Raw genomic sequence first — 19942 nt, 5'->3', positions numbered from 1 at the left:
GCTCCGTTCCTGGTCTTAACGCTCATGCGCCGTGGTTGATCATGACGTGCTTGGTCCGGGAGTAATCGTCCAGGGCATACAGCGAGAGGTCGCGGCCGTAGCCGGATCCCTTGAATCCGCCCCACGGAACCTCGCAGGCCAGCACCAGGTGGGAATTGACCCAGACGGTGCCGAAATCGAGTTTCTTCGGAACGCTGAGCGAGAGGCTCGAATCCCGCGTCCATACCGAGGCGGAAAGGCCGTAGGGGCTCTCGTTGGCCCGAGTAATGGCCTCTTCAGTGGAGCTGAAGGACTCGACGGTGACGACGGGACCGAAGATTTCGTGGGTAGCAATATGCGCCCCTGCCGGTACGTCGCTGATCACTGTGGGTTCAATGAAGTAGCCGGGGCCTTCCAGGGCCGAGCCCCCGATGGCCACCTGAAGACCGGCAGCCTTTGCCTCCGCGAGCGCTTCCTTCACGCGGTCGAAGTGCGGGCGCGAAATCATGGGACCGATTTCGACGTCGTCCCCTGCGCCCGGGGCGCCGACGACGAGCGTGCCGACTTCCCGTACCAAGTGTTCGGTGAACTCCTCAGCCACGGATTCGTGGACGAGCACGCGGCAGGCGGCGCCACAGTCCTGGCCGGCATTCCAGAAGCCGGCGTTTCGCACGCCGGCGGCGGCCGCGCGGAGGTCGGCGTCGGGGAAGACCACAACAGGGGCCTTGCCGCCGAGTTCCAGATGGACGCGCTTGACGGACCGGCCCGCGGTCTCCGCAACCGCCTGTCCGCTGACGACGCTCCCCGTCAACGCAACAAGGGCGACATCGGGGTGTTCGGCGAGCCGCTGTCCAACGGTTCGGCCTTGTCCCGTCACGATGTTGAGAATTCCATCGGGGATGCGTCCAGCGACCAGTTCTGCCAGCTTTAGCGTCGAGAGCGGAGTCTGTTCCGAGGGCTTGAGGACGATGCTGTTTCCGGCGGCCAGGATGGGCGCGATCTTCCACGCAGCCATCAGCAGCGGGTAGTTCCACGGGGTGATGACGCCGACGACGCCGACGGGTTCCCTGAGGATGACCGAGGTGTGCCCGGTGGCGTAGTCGCCACCTGCCATGGACGTCAGCGTGCGGGAAGCCCCGGCCATGAATCGGAAGGTGTCGATGGTGCTTGAGACATCGTCCTCCGCGACCGCTCGCGGTTTGCCGGTGTTGGCGGACTCGATGATTTCGAATGCTTCACGGTTGGTTTCAATGATGTTGGCGATCAGGGAGAGCACTTCTGACCGTTCCTTCGGGGTCGTGGCGCCCCAGAACTTCTGGGCCGCCACGGCCGCCTCAACCGCAACGTCCACATCCGAGGCCGTGCCGGCCTGCACCGATGCAATGACCTGCTCTGTGGTGGGATCTACGACGTCGATCAGCCGAGTCGAGGAACCGGGAACAAACGCTCCACCGATGAAGTGCCCCACCGGAGGCAAAACGCTGGCGCAGCTTTGCTCCGCGGAAGTGCGTCGGACTGTGAACTGCTCGAGGTCAGTGAGTGTCATGGTACTTAGCCTTGCTTTCTGCGCCGGTCTCGGCGTCGGGAGTTTGTGTTGGGGGCGGGCGGTATGCCCGGGGCGGGCGTTAGGCCCGGGGCGCTTCAATCAGGTCAGCTGCGAATACGGGCGACTGAAAGGGGGCGACATCCGGCGTCTTCCGGAACACGCGGGCCGCAAAGTAGTACAGGGGTGCAACGACCACCAGGCCAACAATCCAGGAGAGGTCCACGCCATTCATCGCTGCGGCGACAGGGCCCGTGAACATCGCTGTTGCCGAGAACGGAACCTGGATCAGGGCGCCGGCAACATAGGCTCCGATCGCAATCCAGTTGAACCTTCCGTACACTCCGCCGTCGCGCTTGAAGAAGTCTTCAACCCTGTAGTCGCCGTGCCGCAGAAGGTAGTAGTCGACCAGGTTGATGGCCGTCCACGGAACCAGGACGTACATCAGGAAGGAGAGGAAGTTCGTGTAGAAGAAGATGAAATTGTCGCGTGCGAACAGCGAGATCATGAGGGCGAGCGTGAAGAGGATGATCGCCGCAATGGTCCGGGTCTTGGCGTGGGGCAACCAGGTTGGCCTGAATGTCTGCCCAATGGTGAGGGTGCACAGGACCCCGCAGTAGAGGTTCATGGCGTTCGACGCCGCAACGCCGAGGCAGAAGATTCCGATGATCACCATGGTCCATGGCCCGAGCATGGATCCCAGGCTCCCGACTATTTCGACGCTGCTGCCATCGCTGATCAGTGCCAGGGCGAGCGTTCCCACCAAGGCACCCAAGACCATCGGGAAAAGTGTTCCCAGGACGCAGCCTGAGTAGGATGCCCAGAACGCCGGGGCCGAGCCGGTCCCCTGAGGCATGTAGCGGGAATAGTCCGAGACGTAGGGAGCGTAGGCGAGCTGCCAGAGGGCGGAGACGGAGATGGTGGCCATGAAGCCCACCCAGTTGAAGTTTCCCTGGTCCAGGAAGCTGGCCGGCAATCCGTGGACGACCAGGATCCAGGTGAAGGCCAGCACCAGCGCCAGACCGGCCACGATGCTCAAGAAGCGTGCATAGGCGTGGATGAGCCGGTAGCCGAAGATGGTGGCAACGACGCTCACGACGCCAATGACAATGATGCCTGCGTCAACACTGATGCCCGGGTTGACTGCGGCCAGTGCTTGACCGCCAAAGACGAGGTTCGCCGCAAAAAACCCGACGTACATGATCACCACGATGACAACGATCAGTAGCGCCCCGTACGAACCGAATTGACCGCGGGTCTGAATCATCTGCGCCACGCCCAGCTGCGGGCCTTGGGCTGAATGCAGGGCCATGAAGATGCCACCGACAAGGTTTCCAATGATGATTCCGACGATGGCGGGCACAAAGCTGAGCCCGAACACCGTGGTCGCGAGTCCCCCCGTCACGATGGTCATGATCATGATGTTGGAACCGAACCAGATGGTGAAAAGATCCCGTGCTTTTCCGTGGCGTTCATCGGCGGGGATGGGCTGAATGGTCTTGTCCTCGAGCCGGGGCACCTCGCCCGCGACGGTGTGAGTGGGGTGCGTGCTCATGATGCGTTCCAGGAGTTCATGGGAACCTCTTTGTTCTGTCCCGGCGCTTCGTCGAGCACGGGATCTGATGTATCAATCATTCGTGACTTTTGTCACAGTGGAAATCCGGCGATTGAATAGACGCCGTAAACCTGTTCATACATATGTACAAATCAGGCGCGATGCCCAGCCCTTGTGGGCTCAAACGGTGGCGGTTTGCAGTTCTTGGGCGACGTTGGCGGTGGCCTTGCTGCGGTTCACCATCAGGGCGAGGAGGTCGAAGACGAGGGTCGCGGCGGCGACTGTGGTGATGTCTGCGTGGTCGTAGGCCGGAGCGACCTCGACGACGTCGGCGCCCACGATGTTGATGCCGTCCAGTCCGCGGAGCAGCGCCAGCAGTTCGCGGGAGTGGAGCCCGCCCATTTCCGGGGTGCCGGTGCCCGGCGCGTAGGACGGGTCCAGGACATCGATGTCGATGGAGACATACACCGGAGTGTCGCCCAGCCGCTCCTTGACGCGCTGGATCGCAGCCGGAACGCCGATGACGTCCAGGTCCGAGCAGCGGATGATCTGGAAGCCGAACTCGTGATCGCGGAGGAAGTCGTTGCGGTCATAAACCGGGCCGCGGATGCCCACGTGCATCGACTTGTCCTCGACAAGAAGGCCTTCCTCGAATGCCCGGCGGAAGATGGTTCCATGCGTGACCGGCTGGTCGAAATAGGTGTCCCACGTGTCCAGGTGCGCGTCGAAGTGGAGCAGGGCCACCGGGCCGTGGACCTTGTTCAACGCCCGCAGCATCGGAAGCGCGATGGTGTGGTCGCCACCGATGGAGATGAGCCTCTTGCCGGAGCCGGCGTCGCCGAGGAGCGGGAGGGCCTGCTCCTCGATCTCGCGGACGGCGCGGGCGATGTCGTAGGGGGTGCAGGCGATGTCGCCGGCGTCCACAACCTGGGCTTCGTACACGGGCTCGACGTCGAGCTCCGGGTGGTAGCCGGGGCGCAGCAGCCGCGACGCTTCACGGACAGCGGCCGGACCGAAGCGGGCGCCAGGGCGGTAGGAGGTACCGCCGTCGAACGGGACACCGACAATCGCAATGTCATAGTCCGGCACGCGGTCAATCTGAGGAAGCCGGGCGAAGGTGCCCAGGCCCGCATAGCGGGGGACTTTTGTTGCGTCGACGGGGCCGATTGGCTTGTGCGTGGTCATGTCAGGGATCCTCCAGTTGCTTTGGTTTCAGCCGGCCTGGCAGATGTTCTTCTCTGAGCTGAGGTCCTGCGCCGGTCGAGGTCTATGCCTTAACTATTAGTGATCGGCGTCACGTGGCATATGCGTCGATTGACTACAAATAGCCGAGAGGCTTATACATATGTATAAGCGGCTTGGGGACGGCCTCCGGACTGATGAACAGGAACCGCGAATGGCGATCACCGTGGCCGAACTGCTGGCCGAACCCCAACTGGGCCTGACCCTGCTGGCGGGCCCGGCCGGCCTGGGCAACCGGGTCACCTGGGCCCACACCTCCGACCTGCCGCGCTTGTGGGAATGGGTCACCGGCGGCGAGCTCATGATGACCAACGGGCTCTCCATTCCGGCCGATCCCGAGGGGCAGGTTGAGCTGGCCGAGGCGCTGGTGAACGCAGGTGCCAGTGCCCTGGCGATCGGCGAGCAGATGCATGCCCCCGAGCTCCTTCCGCAGTTCCTGGCGGCCTGTGACCGCCTGCCGCTGCCGGTCATCAACATCCCTTACCCGCTTCCGTTCATCGCAATCGCACGTTCGGTCGCTGAATCTTCACTGCTTGAGGAGTCCCGCAGGCTGCGCCAGACGGCCCGTATCTACGACCTGCTGCGTCTCGCGGGCCCATCGGAGAACCACTGGCAAAGCCTGATCCTGGGCATCGAAGCTGAGCTCGACGCCAGCCTCTTCGTGGTTGATCGACGGTGCCTGCATGCCTGGCATCACGGAGGCCAGTCACTGCCGCCGGAGCTAAGGCAGCAACTTGAACCGCTGACCAGCAAGTCACCTGTGGCCAGCAAGAAGTTCCAGTGGCACCGTTTCGGGGACAGCCACCTTCTCATGATGGATATTCCGACTCACGCCAATGCGCTTCTGGTGGTGCTGCCGAAATCCGAGCCTCACCCGGATGCGGTGGTGCTGCTCCATGCGGCCACAGTCCTTGGACTGGAGCTGTCGCGGACGGCGCTGTCCCTCGAGAACCAGCGCCGGCTGGGTGCGGAGTTCCTCTTGCAGGCCTTCGACGGGCGCCTGGGCATCGCCGACATTGAAAGCCGGCTGCCTGAGTTCGGGATTTCGACACGGGAATTCCTCATCATCTCCATGTCCAGCGAGGACGGTGAGCGCCTCGCGGGGATCCACGTTGATCTTTGGCGACACGGCTATCCGACGGCGTGCCAGCGCACGTTCAACACATTGCACTTGGCTGTCGCCTCAGACTGCACCGATGATCTGCTGCGGCATACCGTCCCCGTGGACGTCAGGATCGGGATCAGCCGGCCTTCCGCGGCCGCTGGAGTGCAGAGAGCTCTTCAGGAATCGATGTGGGCACTAGGAACGGCATCAAGCACCGGCGAGCGGCTGGTCCGGTATGCCGAGGGACCCTCGTGGCTGGGACTGACCAGCTTTGAGGAAGGCAATGCACTGGTCCAGCGGCTCCTCGGACCCATCTTCGAATACGAACRGGGAGAAAACGGGGACCTCATCGTCACGCTGAAGACGTTCCTGGACATGCAACGGTCCTGGCAGAAAACGGCGGCGGCCCTGTTCGCGCACCGGCAGACCATCATCTATCGCATCCGGAAGATCAGCGAGCTCACCGGCCTTGATATGACCGAAACCTCCACGCTGGCGCAACTGTGGTTTGCCCTGCAGATCCATGAAGCCATGGACCTCCACGGCAATCCGCGGCGTCTGCCGACGGCTGAGGTCAGCACTCCACGACGTTGACGGCGGGGCCGCCGCCGTCGGTCATCCCCATCGATTGCTCCGTAGCCGCCCTTATCAGGTGCCAAAAGGGCGGCTACGGAGCAATCGATAGGTTTAGTGGGCCCCTGTCTGCGCGGCCCGTTCCGCGAGGACGGCGATGGCCAGGGAGAAGCGGCCGGGTAACGGAGAAAGTGCCAGACGGAGCCAGATGGCGTCCGAGTACGCATCGAACCGGACTGGACTGACGCGCAGTTCCTCGGCCACGGCCAGCACCTGCGTGTGAGCCGTTAGGTACCGTGCCGGCGTCATGCGGTTATTTCGTAGATGAAGCTCCAGATGGGCGTCCAGGCCGGCCAGATCCCGGGCGGCCTCGTGTCGGGCCGTACTGTCGAAGTCCAGCAGTCCGGGCTGGATGTCGCCGTCAGGAACGATGATTTGCTTGTCGTACAGGTCTCCGTGGGCCCATACCACCGGATCCGGTGCCGTCCGTAGCAGGTTCATGGCCACTTGCTCTGCAGCGGCGCGCAAGACAGCGCGCTGAGACGACAACTCGGGGACGGTTTCATTGTGCCGCAACCAGTCGTCCACCCGTCGACACACCTTCGTGGCTTCCCACTCTGCTGAACGGAGCGGAAGGCTGTCGAGAACGCCTCGTGCTGCTGGGCCATGGGAGCCGTTCAGTTCCGCGACCCAGGCGCGCGACCATTTCTCCCATGCCTTGGCGAACGCTTCATCGCAGACGGCGGCCTCCACCCGGCCCAGCTCGTTCAGAGTCGGTCCCGGCATGGTGCTGAAAACGATGACGTCCGCCTGGGAACTCTGACGAAGGATTCTGGGCGTTTTGAAGTTGCCGGCGTCCAGCAGGACGTCCATCTGTGCGCAGCGCTCGGCCGGTACGACGGCGCCCCCGGGCCCGAAGATCTTTATATAGCGGCCCTCCGCCCGGACGACAGCCTGGTGGTACGGCCAATACGAAATCAATTCCCCCTGCTGCGCTTCCGCCCGCAGGGCGGGCAGTCCCGGATCGTCCGGCGGGATGAGTTCAAGGTGCCCGTGACGCAGATGGGCTCCCCGGACGCCGGGCCGTCCCGGTGTCCGGACCTCTAGAACGTAGTCTCCCGGTGTCCTATCGGGCCACGCCCGCTGGATATGCCAGGTTGTGCCGGAACCGTCGTCGGCGGACAGTGGGACGGGGGAAGGCCAGCTGATGTGGGGAGGGTCCGCCGCCATGCTCGGTCCATTCATGTTGCCGTCCTCAGCGTTCGCGGGCTCTTCCGACACAAGCCGGCTGGTGTGACCAGCATGGCCTACAACGATGAGGCGCCGATTAAAGGGTCATGAAGGAACCCTCATGAAGGCCTTCTTGCCGGTCCCACGCGAGCGGCGCCGCGTGCAGCACAGGCGCCAAGAGGGAGGCGGCGAAGGAACGCCCGAGACCGCAAGTGCCGAAGGGGCTTGGAGGGGATGCCGTTGCTGAGGCCTAAACGAAACCGCGCCGCCACCGGGCTGATCCCAGTAACGGCGCGGTTCTTCGTGGGGCCCCCTGTCGGATTCGAACCGACGACCCCCGCTTTACAAGAGCGGTGCTCTGGCCAACTGAGCTAAGGAGGCATTCCTGCGCCCCTGGACTCCAAGCACTGGATTCCAAAACACCAGACCAAGAATTGGGCGGATGTCAGGACGCTAGACAAGATTAGCCCACCGACGCCCGGTGAGAAAAACGCGCAACGCCCCTGCCGCGAAGCGAAGGGCAACAGAAAGGCCCGGCCCCGGATTCATCCGGGGCCGGGCCCTCACTTGCGGGCTTTCAACGGCAGGTGCCGTGGCGGGCTACTTCTTGGCGTCGACCGCGGCCTGCAGGAACTGATCGAACGGAGTCTGGGCGCTGTCGCCCTGGCCCCACTGCTTGCCTTCGACGAACACGGTGGGCGTGCCGGTCACTCCGATCACCGAGGCCTCCTGCGTGGTGTGCTTGACCCACGGGCGGTACGTCTTGTCATCCACGCACGTCTCAATGCTGTTGGCCCCGACGTCGGCGGCCAGCTTCTTCAGCTCGGTATCGGAGAGTCCCGCACCGCCTTCTGCCGGCTGCTTGGCGAACAGCAGGTCGACGAAGTCCGAGTACTTCTCCGGGGATTCGTTGACCACGCAGGCTGCGGCGTTGGCCGCGCGCGAAGAGTAGTTGGTGGTGGACCGGCTGTCCAGGAAACCGAGCGGGCGGTATTCCACCGAGATCTTGCCTTCGTTGCGCAGGTTGGTGAGCGTCTCGTTGTACTGCGCCTCGAAGCTCTTGCAGACGGGGCAGATGAAGTCGATGTAGAGGACCACCTTGACCGGTTTGCCGGCCTCAGCCTCGGCGCCCGGTGCCGTGACCGGAGACGGCGGGGTGGCCGGCGCTGGTGGCAGGTCGGACAGCTTCACGGTTGCGGGATCGGTCTTTGCAACCTCAGTGTTCGCCAGCAGGGTGACGCCGCCGTGGACGTTGCCGTTGGCCGGCGTGGGCCCCTCGTCGGCCACCGGGGCGTTGTTCTTGATGTTGGAAGTGACAACCAGCGCCACGATCACGATGATGGCGACGACGGCGGCAACAATGCCCCACCCAATCAGCAGCTTGTTGCGCTTCTCTTTTTTCAGCTGCGCCTCGCGGATTTCACGGGCTTTGTCACGCGCCGCGGCAGTGCGCTCTGCCTTAGACTGTCGGGGTTCGTTTGCGGGGCTCATTGGTTCCTCGGGTCGTTCGGCCAGGGACGGTCCACTCAGTGGCAACTTCATCATTTTAGGGGAGAAACCCGAGAACTTGCGCTTTCAAGTTTCCTCCCGCCTGCCCAACGGACGAATAGCCCGGAAGATTCCGTGCGGCTAGGGTTGATGGAGAGCCACGAGCGGACCCCAGGGGGCACCAATGGAAGCAACGGACAGCGCCGGCCACGGCGGGCACGACACCACTGAAGCGGCTCGGACGGCCACCGACGGCGCGGCAACCGGCGCCGGGGCAGGGGATCAGTTCGACTTCATGGTGGTGTCCAACCGGCTGCCCGTTGACCGATGTTCAGCCGACGAGACCGGCTGTGAGGACGGTTGGCGCCGCTCCCCCGGCGGACTCGTGACAGCGCTGGCCCCGATGATGACCAAGACCGACGGCGCCTGGGTGGGCTGGCATGGCGCGCCCGATGAGAGCGTCGAGCCTTTCAGCCACGGCGGCATTGACCTGATCCCAGTCCAGCTGAGCACGGACGACATCGAGCTTTTCTACGAGGGCTTTTCCAACGCCACCTTGTGGCCGCTCTACCACGACGTGATCGCCCCGCCGGAGTTCCACCGCACCTGGTGGGACTCCTACCGGAAGGTCAACCGGAGGTTCGCCGACGCCGTCATCCGCCATGCGGCCGACGGCGCCACCGTCTGGGTGCAGGACTACCAGCTCCAGCTGGTTCCGAAGCTGCTCCGGGAGGCCCGGCCGGACCTGACGATCGGGTTCTTCAACCACATCCCGTTCCCTCCGCCGGAGATCTTCGCCCAGCTCCCGTGGCGCCGGGCGATCATCGACGGACTGCTGGGCGCTGACCTGGTGGGCTTCCAGCGCAGCAGCGATGCCGGAAATTTCATGCGCTCCGCCCGGCGCTTCCTGGGCGCCAGCGTCAAGCAGCAACAGGTCCACGTCAGGGGCACCGACGGCGAAACCACCCACATCGCGAGGGCCCAGGCATTCCCTATCTCCATTGACGTCAAGCAGATCAGCGAGCTGGCGAAGAGTCCGGAAGTCATCGAGCGCGCGCAGCAGATCCGCCGGGACCTCGGCAATCCCAAGACCATCTTGCTCGGCGTCGACCGACTCGACTACACCAAGGGCATCCGGCACCGGCTCAAGGCCTACGAGGAACTGCTGCAGGACGGCAAGGTCACCGTCGAGGACGCCTCGCTGATCCAGGTGGCCAGCCCCAGCCGGGAACGCGTAGAACAGTACCGCTTGCTCCGCGAAGAGGTCGAGGGCACGGTGGGCCACATCAACGGCACCTATGACACGATGCAAAACACCGCCGTCCGCTACCTGCACCACAGCTACCCCATCGAGGAAATGGTTGCGCTCTACCTGGCCGCCGACGTCATGCTCGTCACCGCCCTGCGCGACGGCATGAACCTGGTCGCCAAGGAATACGTCACGGCCCGGACGAACAACGACGGCGCCCTGGTGCTCAGCGAATTCGCCGGCGCCGCGGACCAGCTCAAACAGGCGCTCCTGATGAACCCGCACGACATCGACGGGCTCAAGGACACGATCATGCGGGCGGTCAACATGCAGCCCGCCGAGGCCGGACGCCGGATGCGCGCGATGCGCAAGCAGATCCTGGACCATGACGTCGACCTCTGGTCCTCCGACTTTCTGACCGCCCTCGCTGAAAAGGTTGTACGCGATGACTCCTGACGCCACCGATACCAACGATCCAGGCACGGCCCCGCTCTCGCTCTCCCCTGAACTGCTGGCGGCGCTTCGCCGCATCGCCGGCACCGAGCACCTGCTCGTGGCGATGGACTTCGACGGCACCATGGCACCGCTCGTGGATCATGCGGGGGACGCCCGCGCGCTCCCACGCTCCGCGGCCGCCTTCGCGGCACTGGCACACCTTCCCCGGACCACGACGGCGCTCATCTCCGGCCGCGCGCTGGACAGCCTGCGGGCCGTCGCCTCCCCGCCGGAGGAGACGCTGCTGATCGGCAGCCACGGCGCAGAGGTCTGGATGGGGCCCGGCTCCTCGCAGCTCATGCTCGACGATGCCCAGCGCGAAATCCTGGCCGAGGTCCGCAAGGAACTCGAAGGGATCGTGGAACAGGCCCCCGGAACCCTTCTGGAGGATAAACCGGCCGGCGTCGTCCTGCACACGCGGCTCGCGGCCGACGACGTCGCCGAGGACGCCGTCGCCGCGGCGCGATCGGTCCTGCAGGACCGCAGCGGCGTCTTCCTCAAGACGGGCAACCGCGTCCTGGAGACCTCAGTGGTGAATGCCTCCAAGGGCGAGGGCATTGCGTTCCTGCGGCAGGTTGCCGGAGCCACGGCTGTGGCTTTCGCCGGAGACGACACCACCGACGAGGACGCCTTGGCCAGCCTGATCCCGGGCGATCTCGGTGTGAAAGTGGGGCTCGATTTCACCCAGGCCGAGTTCCGCGTGGAGGCGCCGGTCCACATCTGCGAACTGCTCGAGGCACTGCTGCGTGAACGGAAGAAGGCCGTCGAATCTGGGAGCTAAAGCGGGCATACTGAGCGGGCAACTGGGCGTCGGTCACGACTCAGGTTCGTAGCCGATCAACCAGTGCAGTCCGTGACGGTCGACGACCTGGCCATCTGTTGCGCCCCAGGGCTTCGGGGCAAGGGGGTCGATCACCCGGCCGTCAACGGCGAGCTTGTCGAACCACTCGTGGAGAACTGCCGGTTCGGCGGTCCCCAGCAGCGAGAGCATGAGGCCTTCGAACCGGACGCTTTTCTCGCCCGCTGCCGCATCCGACCCCGCCAAAGCGACTGCGCCGTTCAGTTGTCCGTGGGCAATGGCATCCGGCGGGCCGTCGCTGCGGTTGAACTCCTCGTACGTGAACAAGGCAAGCTCTCCGCCGAAAACGTCGGCGTAGAAGCCAAGTGCTTCACGCGCCGTGCCGGGGAAACTGACATAGATCTGCAGTGCCGTCATGCGCACAGCATACATACCCACTTCGGACGCCACATGACGGACATCACCTGTGACATCCGTAACATTTTGGTCCAAATGCCATATATCTGACATACTCTGGTTGTGATGTGGCGCACAGCTACCGTGCGGCGTCACTGGATACTCCTCGGCTTCGGCCGAGGAGTATGCGCGTGAGAAACCCAAAATTGAATTAACAACTGAATAAAATGACCATTCACTACGGATCGTCCGGCACGTACCTGCCGGTGAAGGGATTGATAACTGTGGCTACAGTTACTTTTGACAACGCAACACGCCTGTACCCGGGCACCGATAAGCCCGCTGTTGACAAGCTCAACATTGATATCGCCGATGGCGAATTCCTGGTCCTCGTTGGACCCTCCGGCTGCGGAAAGTCGACCTCCCTGCGCATGCTTGCAGGTCTTGAGGACGTCAACTCCGGCCGCATCCTCATCGGCGACCGTGATGTCACGGACGTTCCGCCGAAGGATCGCGACATCGCCATGGTGTTCCAGAACTACGCCCTGTACCCGCACATGACCGTGGCGGACAACATGGGCTTCGCGCTGAAGATCGCCGGCGTCAGCAAGGAAGAGCGTGCCGAGCGTGTCCGTGAGGCCGCCAAGCTGCTCGACCTCGAACCGTACCTGGACCGCAAGCCGAAGGCCCTCTCCGGCGGCCAGCGCCAGCGCGTCGCCATGGGCCGCGCCATTGTGCGTAACCCGCAGGTCTTCCTCATGGATGAGCCGCTGTCCAACCTTGACGCCAAGCTGCGCGTGCAGACCCGCACCCAGATCGCGTCCCTGACCCGCCGACTCGGCGTCACCACGGTCTACGTGACCCACGACCAGGTCGAGGCCATGACCATGGGTGACCGCGTCGCCGTGCTGAAGGACGGCCTGCTGATGCAGGTCGACACCCCGCGCAACCTCTACGACAAGCCGAAGAACGTCTTCGTGGCCGGCTTCATCGGCTCCCCGGCCATGAACCTGCTCGAACTCCCCGTCGTCGACGGCGGCGTGCAGTTCGGCGGGACCGTCTACCCGGTACCGCGCGACGTCCTCGAAGAGGCCCACGGCCAGACCGTGACCCTCGGTTCCCGCCCGGAAGACCTTGAGACTGTTGCCCAGGGCGAAGGCCTCCAGGTTGAGGTCGACGTCGTCGAAGAACTCGGCGCCGACGCCTACGTCTATGGCCACACCACGCTGGACGGCCAGAGCCACGACATCGTGGCCCGCGTCGACGGCCGCCGCCCCCCGATGAAGGGCGAGTCCATCTGGGTCCGCCCGCAGTCAGGCCACGTACACCTGTTCGACACCAAGACCGGCCTGCGCCTCGGCGACTGAGCCCCACCGGTTCCCTAACCTCGCTCCGCTTCGGCTAGGGAACCCTACCGGCGTGGGCCCACCCACCGGCAACCGACGGCGGTCCTCCCCTGTGGAGGGCCGCCGTCGGGCGTTAACTGCCCCGCTTTAGGTGCGGCCCTGCAAATACGGAAGAATTGATTCATGACCGAGGAACACGCATGACCGAGGAAAACAGCGCCCAGTGGCACGACGAGCCCACTGACTACGGTCAGATCGGAAAATTGCCCCGGTACGAAGCCGCGAGCGCCAATGACCAAAAGGCCTCGCTGGTGTCCAGTTCGCTGAGCATCACGGCCGCCGCCACCGAGCCCGAGCTCCTGGACTTGCCCTGGCACATTGCCCTCGAGGACTGGCCGGCAGAGTATTTGGCAGCGCTCCCCCGCGGCATCTCGCGGCACATCGTGCGCTTCGCCCACCTCGGCGGCTCCGTCATCGCCATCAAGGAAACTTCGGAGCACGTGGCCCGCCACGAGTACCACATGCTCCGCAAGCTGGCCCGGCTGGACGTTCCCGGCGTGGAGCCGGTGGCCGTCATTACCGGGCGCACCACCCCGGAGGGCCGGCCACTGAACCCCGTGCTGGTCACCCGGCACCTGAAGTTCTCCATGCCCTACCGCGCGCTCTTCTCCCAGATGCTGCGCAAGGACACCCTGACCCGCCTCATCGACGCCCAGGCGCTGCTGCTGGTCCGGCTGCACCTGATCGGCTTCTACTGGGGCGACGTCTCGCTCTCCAACACCTTGTTCCGCCGCGACGCCGGTGCCTTCGCCGCCTACCTCGTAGACGCCGAAACCGGCGAGCTGTACCCGGATTTGTCCACCGGACAGCGCGAGTACGACCTCGAAATCGCCCGCGTCAACATCGCCGGGGAACTCATGGACCTGCTCGACGGCGGCCTGATCGAGGAGAAGGTTGACCCGGTGGCCACCAGCGAGCTGATCATGGACAGCTACCGGCGGCTGTGGACCGAGCTGACGGAAAAGGAGTCGTTTGAGATCGGGGAACGCTGGCGCGTTGCCGCCCGCATCCGGCGGCTCAACGAGCTCGGGTTCGACGTCGAGGAATACGCGATCAAGACCACGCAGAACGGCTCCACCATCCAGCTCCAGCCCAAGGTCGTCGACGCCGGGCATCACCAGCGCCGGCTGCTGCGCCTGACGGGCCTGGACGCCCAGGAGAACCAGGCCCGCCGGCTCCTGAACGATATGGACTCGTTCCGGGCGGATAACAACCCGGGCATGGACGAGGAATACAGCGCGCACCTTTGGGTCAGCCAGATCTTCGAACCGATCGTGCGGGCCATCCCCCGCGACCTCTCCGGCAAGCTCGAGCCGGCCGAGGCCGTGCACGAGGTCCTGGAGCACCGCTGGTACATCTCCGAGAAGGAGAACCGGCACATCCCCCTGGCCGAGGCCGTCCAGTCGTACATTGACAACGAACTCCGCCACCGCCGGGACGAGGCTGCCATCATGCTCAACCCGGACACGGGGCTGCTCAAGATCCTCGAGGTGGAGACCGAGGAATCACGCTACGGCGCCGACGAATCGATCGACGAATACCCCGACTCCGACGACTAAGCCGCGCGCCGGGCGCGTTGTGGCACGCCCGGGCTAAATCGCCTCAGCTAAATCGCCTTGCCGGGGTTCAGGATCCCGGCCGGGTCGAACAGCTCCTTGATCCGGCGCTGCAGTTCACGCACCGGTTCTTTCTGCTCCAGGCCCAGCCAGCGCAGCTTGTACTGCCCGATCCCGTGTTCGCCCGTGATGGTGCCGCCCATGGCCAGCGCCACGGCGATGGACCTGTCCAGGGCGGCGCCGAGGCGCGCCATGGCATCGGGGTCCACGGTGTTGTCCGCCCGGTCGATCCAGAACGTGGGGTGCAGGTTGCCGTCGCCGGCATGTGCCACGACTTTGAGCTGGACGTTGTGCTCCGCCGCCATGGCCTCCAGCTCGGCCACGTAGTCCACCAGGCGCGAGCGTGGCACCGCCACGTCCTCGCCCACCCGGTATTCGTCGTCCACCTCGGTGCCGCGGCTGTTGCGGCGCAGCTCGACAAGCTGCTCTGCCTCCGCGTTGGCCTCCATGGTGACCACCGCTCCTCCCGCCGCCAGGACCGGACGGATGGCCGCGGCTTCCGCCGCCGCGCCGAACCCGTCCGTCTGGATCAGTAGCAGGGACGCCCCGCGCGCGGCCAGGTCCGAGCCGTGGATGTCGTCGAGCTGGGCGAGCGAGCCGCCGTCGAGCAGTTCCATGATGGCCGGCTGCACGCGGGCCCTGCCTACGGCGAGGACGCCGGCCGCGGCACTGCGGAAGTCCGGATAGAAGGCGGCGATGGTGTGTACTTCGCGCGGCAGGTATTTCAGCCGCACGGTCACCCCCACCACGATCCCCAGGGTTCCCTCCGAGCCGACGAACAGCCCGGTGAGGTCGTAACCGGCGACGCCCTTGAAGGTCTGGTGGCCGGTGTGGATGAGGGAGCCATCCGCGAGCACGACGTCGAGGGCCAGGACCGAGTCCCGGGTCACCCCGTACTTCGCGCAGCGCAGCCCGCCCGCATTTGTGGCCACATTGCCGCCGACGGTGGACATCTTGAAGCTCGCAGGATCCGGGGCGAACATCAGCCCGTGCACGGCCGCGGCGGCGTTGAGGTCAGCGTTGATGACGCCGGGCTCCACGACGGCGGTCTCGTCATCCGGGTTGAGGTCCAGGATGCGGTTCATCCCCTCGAGCGTGAGCACCACGCAGCCCTCGCTCGCGTGGGCGCCCCCGGAGACTCCGGTGCCGGCCCCCCGCGCCACGAGCGCGACGCCGCGGGCGGCGCAGGCACGCACTGTGGCCTGCACGTCGGCCACCGATTCGGCCCGGACCACGGCCTGCGGCAGCTGATAATCCAAGACGGGAGCCTGGTCCACGGCGTAGGCGGCCAGGGTGGCGGCGTCCACGGCAATTTTCGCCGCGCCAAGGGAAGAAGTCAGCTCATCGATGATGCTGCGCATGCGGTCTCCAGTTCGGTCGGATTCGAATCCCAGTCTAAGGCTGTGCATTGTCGGTGATGCGGCTCACAGTTGCAAGCGCTTCCAAAGCTGCGTCGGATAGTCCAATAACCGGTCGAAATTACCGGAAGAAAAATGACTGGAAGCGTTTTCACTTTTTGGCAACGGAGCCTTACGATTGCCGTCATGTCCGTTGATTCAGTTCTTTTCTCGCCCGCAGCGCTGGCCGGCCCCCTGACCGGTCCGCTGACCCCGGTGCACGCCGCAGACCACATTCCCGGATGGTGGCGCTCTGCCGTCATCTACCAGGTTTACCCGCGCTCGTTCCGGGATCTGAACGGTGACGGCATCGGCGATCTCGCCGGTATTACGGCCGAGTTGCCGCGCCTTGCCGAACTGGACATCGATGCCGTCTGGCTGTCCCCGTTCTACCGCTCTCCGCAGCGTGACGCGGGCTACGACGTCAGTGACTACTGCGACGTCGACCCCTTGTTCGGCACGCTGGACGATTTCGCCGCCATGATGGCCGAGGCCACCCGGCTGGGGCTGCGGATGATCGTGGATCTCGTGCCCAACCACTGCTCGGACCAGCACCCGGCCTTCCAGACCGCCCTGACCGCGCCCGCCGGCAGTCCGGAGCGGGACATGTTCATCTTCCGCGATGGCCGTGGGGCATTCGGCGAGGACCCGCCGAACAACTGGCAGTCCCACTTTGGCGGCTCAGCCTGGACGCGGATCACCGAGCCGGACGGCGCCCCGGGCCAGTGGTACCTGCACCTCTTCGACTCCTCCCAGCCGGACTTCAACTGGGACAACCTCGCCGTCCATGAAGAATTCGAGCGGGTCCTGCGCTTCTGGCTGGACCGCGGCGTCTCCGGCTTCCGGGTGGACGTGGCACACGCCCTCGTGAAGGCCCCCGGCCTGCCGGAGTGGGGCGGCCGCGCCGACGGCAGCAGCTCCGACGGCTTCCCCGGACACGACGCACCGATGTTTGGCCAGCCTGCCCTCCATGACATCTACCGCCAGTGGCGGCGGATTCTCGCCGACTACGGCCCCGACCGGATCCTCTGCGCCGAGGCAAACGTTGACCCGCTCCCCCGGCTCGCGGATTGGGTGCGCCCGGACGAAATGCACCAGGCCTTCAACTTCCCCTACCTCCACGCTGGCCTGGACGTGCACCGGATGCGCCACGTCATCACCGAGTCACTGACGTCGCTGGACGCCGTCGCCGCTCCGAGCACCTGGGTGCTCTCCAACCACGACGTCGTCCGCCACGCCACCCGCTTCGGATACAACGGGCAGGCGCCGCGCGACGGTGACGGAATCGGCACCTGGGATCCGCAGCCGGACGAGGACCTCGGACGGTCCCGGGCGGCTGCGGCGTCCATGTTCATGCTGGGGCTGCCCGGTGGGGCTTACCTCTACCAGGGTGAAGAGCTCGGCCTCCCGGACGGAATCGACATCCCGGACACCCGGCGCCAGGATCCCACTTTCGCCCGCACCGGGGGTGCGCGGCTGGGCCGCGACGGCTGCCGCATCCCGCTGCCCTGGCGGGCCGGGGAACTCAACGCCGGATTCGGCCACGGGCAGGACCCATGGCTGCCTCAGCCGGAGAGTTTCGCGCGGCTGGCGCGGGATGTGCAGGCCGATTCGCCGTCATCGCACCTGAGCCATTACAAGAGGATGCTGGAGCTGCGCCGCCGGCTGGACCTTGGCCGCGGCTCACTGTCCTGGTACGAGGACCTCTGCACGGACACCAGCCTTGCCTTCCTCAACGGCTCCACGCTGGTGCTGCTGAATGTGGGGTCCGAGCCCCTGGAACTGCCCGCCGGGCGGGTGCTGCTGCGCAGTTCGACGCCCCCGGGGGCCAGCTACGACGCCGGGGACGTGGCCAGCGCCGGCGATCCGTTAAGCTCAGGTGAAACTGTTTGGCTGGAAATCTATATCGAGGACACGGAGGGCTAATAAGCATGCCCGGCATCAAGGACGTCGCGGAACGGGCCGGCCTCTCCATCGCTACCGTTTCGCGCGCCTTGAGTGGCAAGGGCAATGTCTCCCCGCGCAGCCGGGAGCGTGCCCGGACCGCCGCCGCCGAACTCGGCTTCGTCGCCTCGTACCAGGCCTCCAGCCTCGCCTCCGGGCGGAACCACAATGTCGGCCTGGTTGTCCCTTCGATCCACCGGTGGTTTTTTTCCTCGGTGGTCGAGGGTGTCTCGGCGACCCTGCTGGACGCCGGCTACGACCTCACGCTGTACAACGTCAGTGAGGGCCGGGAGCGCCGCCACAGTGTGCTGAACGACTTCCTGCTGCGTAAACGCGTGGACGCCGTGATCGCCGTGTCCCTGGAGCTCTCCGAGGCGGAGATCGACCAGCTGCTGGCCATTCACCGTCCGATCGTGGGGATCGGCGGCCCGCTGCCCGGAGCGTCGACCATCCGCATCGATGACTCCGGCATCGCGGAGGCCGCAGCGCGCCACCTTATCCAGCTTGGCCACAGCAAAATCGCCCACATGACCGGCGATGCCGCCTATGAGCAGGACTTCCGCCTTCCCGGGACACGCCAGGCAGGCTTCAAGAAAGCCATGCGGGACGCCGGGCTGGCGGTCCGGCCGGAGTGGCAGGTCTCCGCCGATTTCACGATCCAAGGCGCCTATGCCAATGCCCGTAAGCTGCTCGGCAGCTCACCGGAACGCCCCACGGCCGTCTTTGCCGCCTCCGACGAGATGGCGATCGGCGTAATCCTCGCTGCCCGGGACTTCGGACTGCGGGTGCCGCAGGACCTCTCAGTCATCGGCATCGACGGCCATGAGCTGGGTGAGGTCTTCGGGCTGACCACGTTCGATCAGGACGCGCGGGGTCAGGGCGCCCTGGCCGTACGGCGCTTGCTGGAGAGGTTCGACGGCGCCGGCGACACGGCGGCCGCGCACACCGAATACCCCACGCACTTTGTCATCCGCAACAGCACCGCTGTTCCGCCCGTGGACCAAGGACGTCTGCGGGGCTAGGAACGCCCGGGCTGCGCCGGTCGGCCGCCGTTGTGTGCGCCGGCGTATAGGGGGATGTCAGATCCCCGGGCTGCTCAGGCGTCCGGGCTGCTCGCGCCGGCGCCGCCCATGAACCGAACGAAGCGGTCCAGGACACCGGGCCAGCCTGCCAGGTAGTCCGCGCGGGTGGCGGCTGGATCCTCGGCGCCTTCCCACCCGCTGTGAACCAGGCGGAGCTCTGTTCCCTCGCCTACCGCCCTGAATGCCACCCGGAGTTCGGTGGACCACATGGCAGTGGTGCCAGGGTGCCAGCTGGCATGGAAGGACAGCGGCGGCTGCCAGTCGTCAATCGAACCCCAAACGGCCGTGCTGCCATCGTCTGCGGTCTCCATGATCAGGTTCTCCTCGAACTCCACATATGATCCGGCGCCGTAGACGCTGTGGTCCTCAAGCGGCCACCACAAGTGCGTGTGCTCGGTGAACCCGACAAAGGCCCTGGCGACGGCGCCAGGCACCACCACCGTGAATACGACGGGATCGAGCTCGTCCGCTGCGGCAGGTTCCGGTGCGCCCGCCGGAGCATGGCTGAAGAGGTTATCCATGGGCAACAACTCTACCCGTGAGGGCCGTTCCCCGGCTTTCACGGAATGGCTGGTGGCAATTTCATGGTTTGTGGGTTAAATGCGGGAGGACCCCCAACCTGTGGTTGGGGGTCCTCGACCGTGAATGGTGTTCCGGCGGTGACCTACTCTCCCACACCCTCCCGGGTGCAGTACCATCGGCGCTGTGGGTCTTAGCTTCCGGGTTCGGGATGGGACCGGGCGTTTCCCCCACGCTATGACCGCCGTAACCCTGTGTCCGCACCCGCCGGCCGTGCCGGGGGTGGGAAATCTGGTGGTTACAACATCTGTGGTGTTGTTATTT

15 protein-coding genes, 1 tRNA gene and 1 rRNA gene are annotated in these 19942 nt (G+C 65.3%); 7 read left to right on the top strand and 10 right to left on the bottom strand.

The genetic code is table 11. From position 1 onward, the window contains the following. Positions 1–22: 22 nt before the first annotated feature. The 3 genes from AC1D2F_RS21680 to speB all read right to left on the bottom strand — a co-directional run bounded on the left by AC1D2F_RS21680 (position 23) and on the right by speB (position 4262). Positions 23–1525 carry an aldehyde dehydrogenase family protein gene (locus tag AC1D2F_RS21680; protein ID WP_476967678.1) on the bottom strand — a complete coding sequence of 501 codons (1503 nt, stop codon included), beginning with the start codon at positions 1523–1525 and terminating at the stop codon, positions 23–25. Between the two features lie 79 nt (positions 1526–1604). Continuing rightward, a complete protein-coding gene (locus AC1D2F_RS21675; RefSeq protein ID WP_476967677.1) occupies positions 1605–3077 on the bottom strand; it encodes a purine-cytosine permease family protein in 1473 nt (490 codons plus the stop codon). 180 nt (positions 3078–3257) lie between these two features. Further along, on the bottom strand, positions 3258–4262 hold the full coding sequence (gene speB / locus AC1D2F_RS21670) for an agmatinase (protein WP_229995521.1): 1005 nt from the start codon (positions 4260–4262) through the stop codon (positions 3258–3260). 211 nt (positions 4263–4473) lie between these two features. On the opposite strand from speB, the gene AC1D2F_RS21665 reads away from it, so the two are divergent. Continuing rightward, positions 4474–6018 (top strand): PucR family transcriptional regulator, encoded by a 1545-nt coding sequence (locus AC1D2F_RS21665; protein WP_476967676.1) that lies wholly within the window; start codon positions 4474–4476, stop codon positions 6016–6018. A gap of 93 nt (positions 6019–6111) precedes the next feature. Here AC1D2F_RS21665 and AC1D2F_RS21660 read toward each other — a convergent pair whose 3' ends face one another. The 3 genes from AC1D2F_RS21660 to AC1D2F_RS21650 all read right to left on the bottom strand — a co-directional run bounded on the left by AC1D2F_RS21660 (position 6112) and on the right by AC1D2F_RS21650 (position 8718). Then, positions 6112–7242 (bottom strand): hypothetical protein, encoded by a 1131-nt coding sequence (locus AC1D2F_RS21660; RefSeq protein WP_229995519.1) that lies wholly within the window; start codon positions 7240–7242, stop codon positions 6112–6114. 289 nt (positions 7243–7531) lie between these two features. Beyond that, positions 7532–7608, bottom strand: a tRNA-Thr gene (locus AC1D2F_RS21655). A 219-nt stretch (positions 7609–7827) separates the two neighbouring features. Continuing rightward, on the bottom strand, positions 7828–8718 hold the full coding sequence (locus AC1D2F_RS21650; RefSeq protein ID WP_229995518.1) for a DsbA family protein: 891 nt from the start codon (positions 8716–8718) through the stop codon (positions 7828–7830). 292 nt (positions 8719–9010) lie between these two features. On the opposite strand from AC1D2F_RS21650, the gene AC1D2F_RS21645 reads away from it, so the two are divergent. Together AC1D2F_RS21645 and otsB are read left to right on the top strand one after the other, a co-directional pair. Next, complete coding sequence (locus tag AC1D2F_RS21645) at positions 9011–10420, top strand: alpha,alpha-trehalose-phosphate synthase (UDP-forming) (RefSeq protein WP_229995523.1); 1410 nt, start codon at positions 9011–9013, stop codon at positions 10418–10420. Then, the gene (gene otsB / locus AC1D2F_RS21640; RefSeq protein WP_476967675.1) at positions 10410–11240 is read left to right on the top strand and encodes a trehalose-phosphatase; all 831 of its coding nucleotides are present in this window, start codon (positions 10410–10412) and stop codon (positions 11238–11240) included. Before AC1D2F_RS21645 ends, otsB begins: the two co-directional genes overlap by 11 nt. Positions 11241–11273: 33 nt before the next feature. Here the strand turns inward: otsB and AC1D2F_RS21635 are convergent, their stop codons facing one another. Then, positions 11274–11675, bottom strand: coding sequence for a VOC family protein (locus tag AC1D2F_RS21635; RefSeq protein WP_229995516.1), 402 nt, complete (start codon positions 11673–11675; stop codon positions 11274–11276). Positions 11676–11938: 263 nt separating this feature from the next. Between AC1D2F_RS21635 and AC1D2F_RS21630 the strand changes: the two genes are divergently transcribed. Beyond that, positions 11939–13021, top strand: a complete 1083-nt coding sequence (locus AC1D2F_RS21630; protein WP_090582840.1) for an ABC transporter ATP-binding protein — start codon at positions 11939–11941, stop codon at positions 13019–13021. 179 nt (positions 13022–13200) lie between these two features. Further along, complete coding sequence (locus AC1D2F_RS21625) at positions 13201–14619, top strand: DUF4032 domain-containing protein (protein WP_229995515.1); 1419 nt, start codon at positions 13201–13203, stop codon at positions 14617–14619. A 47-nt stretch (positions 14620–14666) separates the two neighbouring features. Here AC1D2F_RS21625 and AC1D2F_RS21620 read toward each other — a convergent pair whose 3' ends face one another. After that, positions 14667–16037 (bottom strand): FAD-binding oxidoreductase, encoded by a 1371-nt coding sequence (locus AC1D2F_RS21620; protein ID WP_229995514.1) that lies wholly within the window; start codon positions 16035–16037, stop codon positions 14667–14669. A gap of 183 nt (positions 16038–16220) precedes the next feature. Here AC1D2F_RS21620 and AC1D2F_RS21615 point away from each other — a divergent pair, with 183 nt between their 5' ends. After that, positions 16221–17999: a glycoside hydrolase family 13 protein gene (locus AC1D2F_RS21615; RefSeq protein WP_229995513.1), complete on the top strand. Its 1779-nt coding sequence runs from the start codon at positions 16221–16223 to the stop codon at positions 17997–17999. A 5-nt stretch (positions 18000–18004) separates the two neighbouring features. Next, on the top strand, positions 18005–19039 hold the full coding sequence (locus AC1D2F_RS21610; RefSeq protein WP_229995512.1) for a LacI family DNA-binding transcriptional regulator: 1035 nt from the start codon (positions 18005–18007) through the stop codon (positions 19037–19039). A gap of 74 nt (positions 19040–19113) precedes the next feature. Here the strand turns inward: AC1D2F_RS21610 and AC1D2F_RS21605 are convergent, their stop codons facing one another. Together AC1D2F_RS21605 and rrf are read right to left on the bottom strand one after the other, a co-directional pair. Then, on the bottom strand, positions 19114–19620 hold the full coding sequence (locus tag AC1D2F_RS21605; protein WP_476967674.1) for an SRPBCC domain-containing protein: 507 nt from the start codon (positions 19618–19620) through the stop codon (positions 19114–19116). Positions 19621–19750: 130 nt separating this feature from the next. After that, positions 19751–19867: ribosomal RNA gene (rrf, locus tag AC1D2F_RS21600) — 5S ribosomal RNA — on the bottom strand. Positions 19868–19942 lie beyond the last annotated feature (75 nt).

It is taken from the genome of Arthrobacter sp. P1_B3 (genome assembly GCF_056406615.1).
Note: the sequence above shows the minus strand (reverse complement) of the source record. Positions and strands in the feature narration are given on the sequence as shown.

Coding starts and splice junctions, on each gene's coding strand:
- AC1D2F_RS21680 (WP_476967678.1), bottom strand. CDS start 1,525: ATGACACTCACTGACCTCGAGCAGTTCACAGTCCGACGCACTTCCGCG.
- speB (WP_229995521.1), bottom strand. CDS start 4,262: ATGACCACGCACAAGCCAATCGGCCCCGTCGACGCAACAAAAGTCCCC.
- AC1D2F_RS21675 (WP_476967677.1), bottom strand. CDS start 3,077: ATGAGCACGCACCCCACTCACACCGTCGCGGGCGAGGTGCCCCGGCTC.
- AC1D2F_RS21620 (WP_229995514.1), bottom strand. CDS start 16,037: ATGCGCAGCATCATCGATGAGCTGACTTCTTCCCTTGGCGCGGCGAAA.
- otsB (WP_476967675.1), top strand. CDS start 10,410: ATGACTCCTGACGCCACCGATACCAACGATCCAGGCACGGCCCCGCTC.
- AC1D2F_RS21645 (WP_229995523.1), top strand. CDS start 9,011: ATGGTGGTGTCCAACCGGCTGCCCGTTGACCGATGTTCAGCCGACGAG.
- AC1D2F_RS21635 (WP_229995516.1), bottom strand. CDS start 11,675: ATGACGGCACTGCAGATCTATGTCAGTTTCCCCGGCACGGCGCGTGAA.
- AC1D2F_RS21625 (WP_229995515.1), top strand. CDS start 13,201: ATGACCGAGGAAAACAGCGCCCAGTGGCACGACGAGCCCACTGACTAC.
- AC1D2F_RS21610 (WP_229995512.1), top strand. CDS start 18,005: ATGCCCGGCATCAAGGACGTCGCGGAACGGGCCGGCCTCTCCATCGCT.
- AC1D2F_RS21660 (WP_229995519.1), bottom strand. CDS start 7,242: ATGAATGGACCGAGCATGGCGGCGGACCCTCCCCACATCAGCTGGCCT.
- AC1D2F_RS21650 (WP_229995518.1), bottom strand. CDS start 8,718: ATGAGCCCCGCAAACGAACCCCGACAGTCTAAGGCAGAGCGCACTGCC.
- AC1D2F_RS21605 (WP_476967674.1), bottom strand. CDS start 19,620: ATGGATAACCTCTTCAGCCATGCTCCGGCGGGCGCACCGGAACCTGCC.
- AC1D2F_RS21615 (WP_229995513.1), top strand. CDS start 16,221: ATGTCCGTTGATTCAGTTCTTTTCTCGCCCGCAGCGCTGGCCGGCCCC.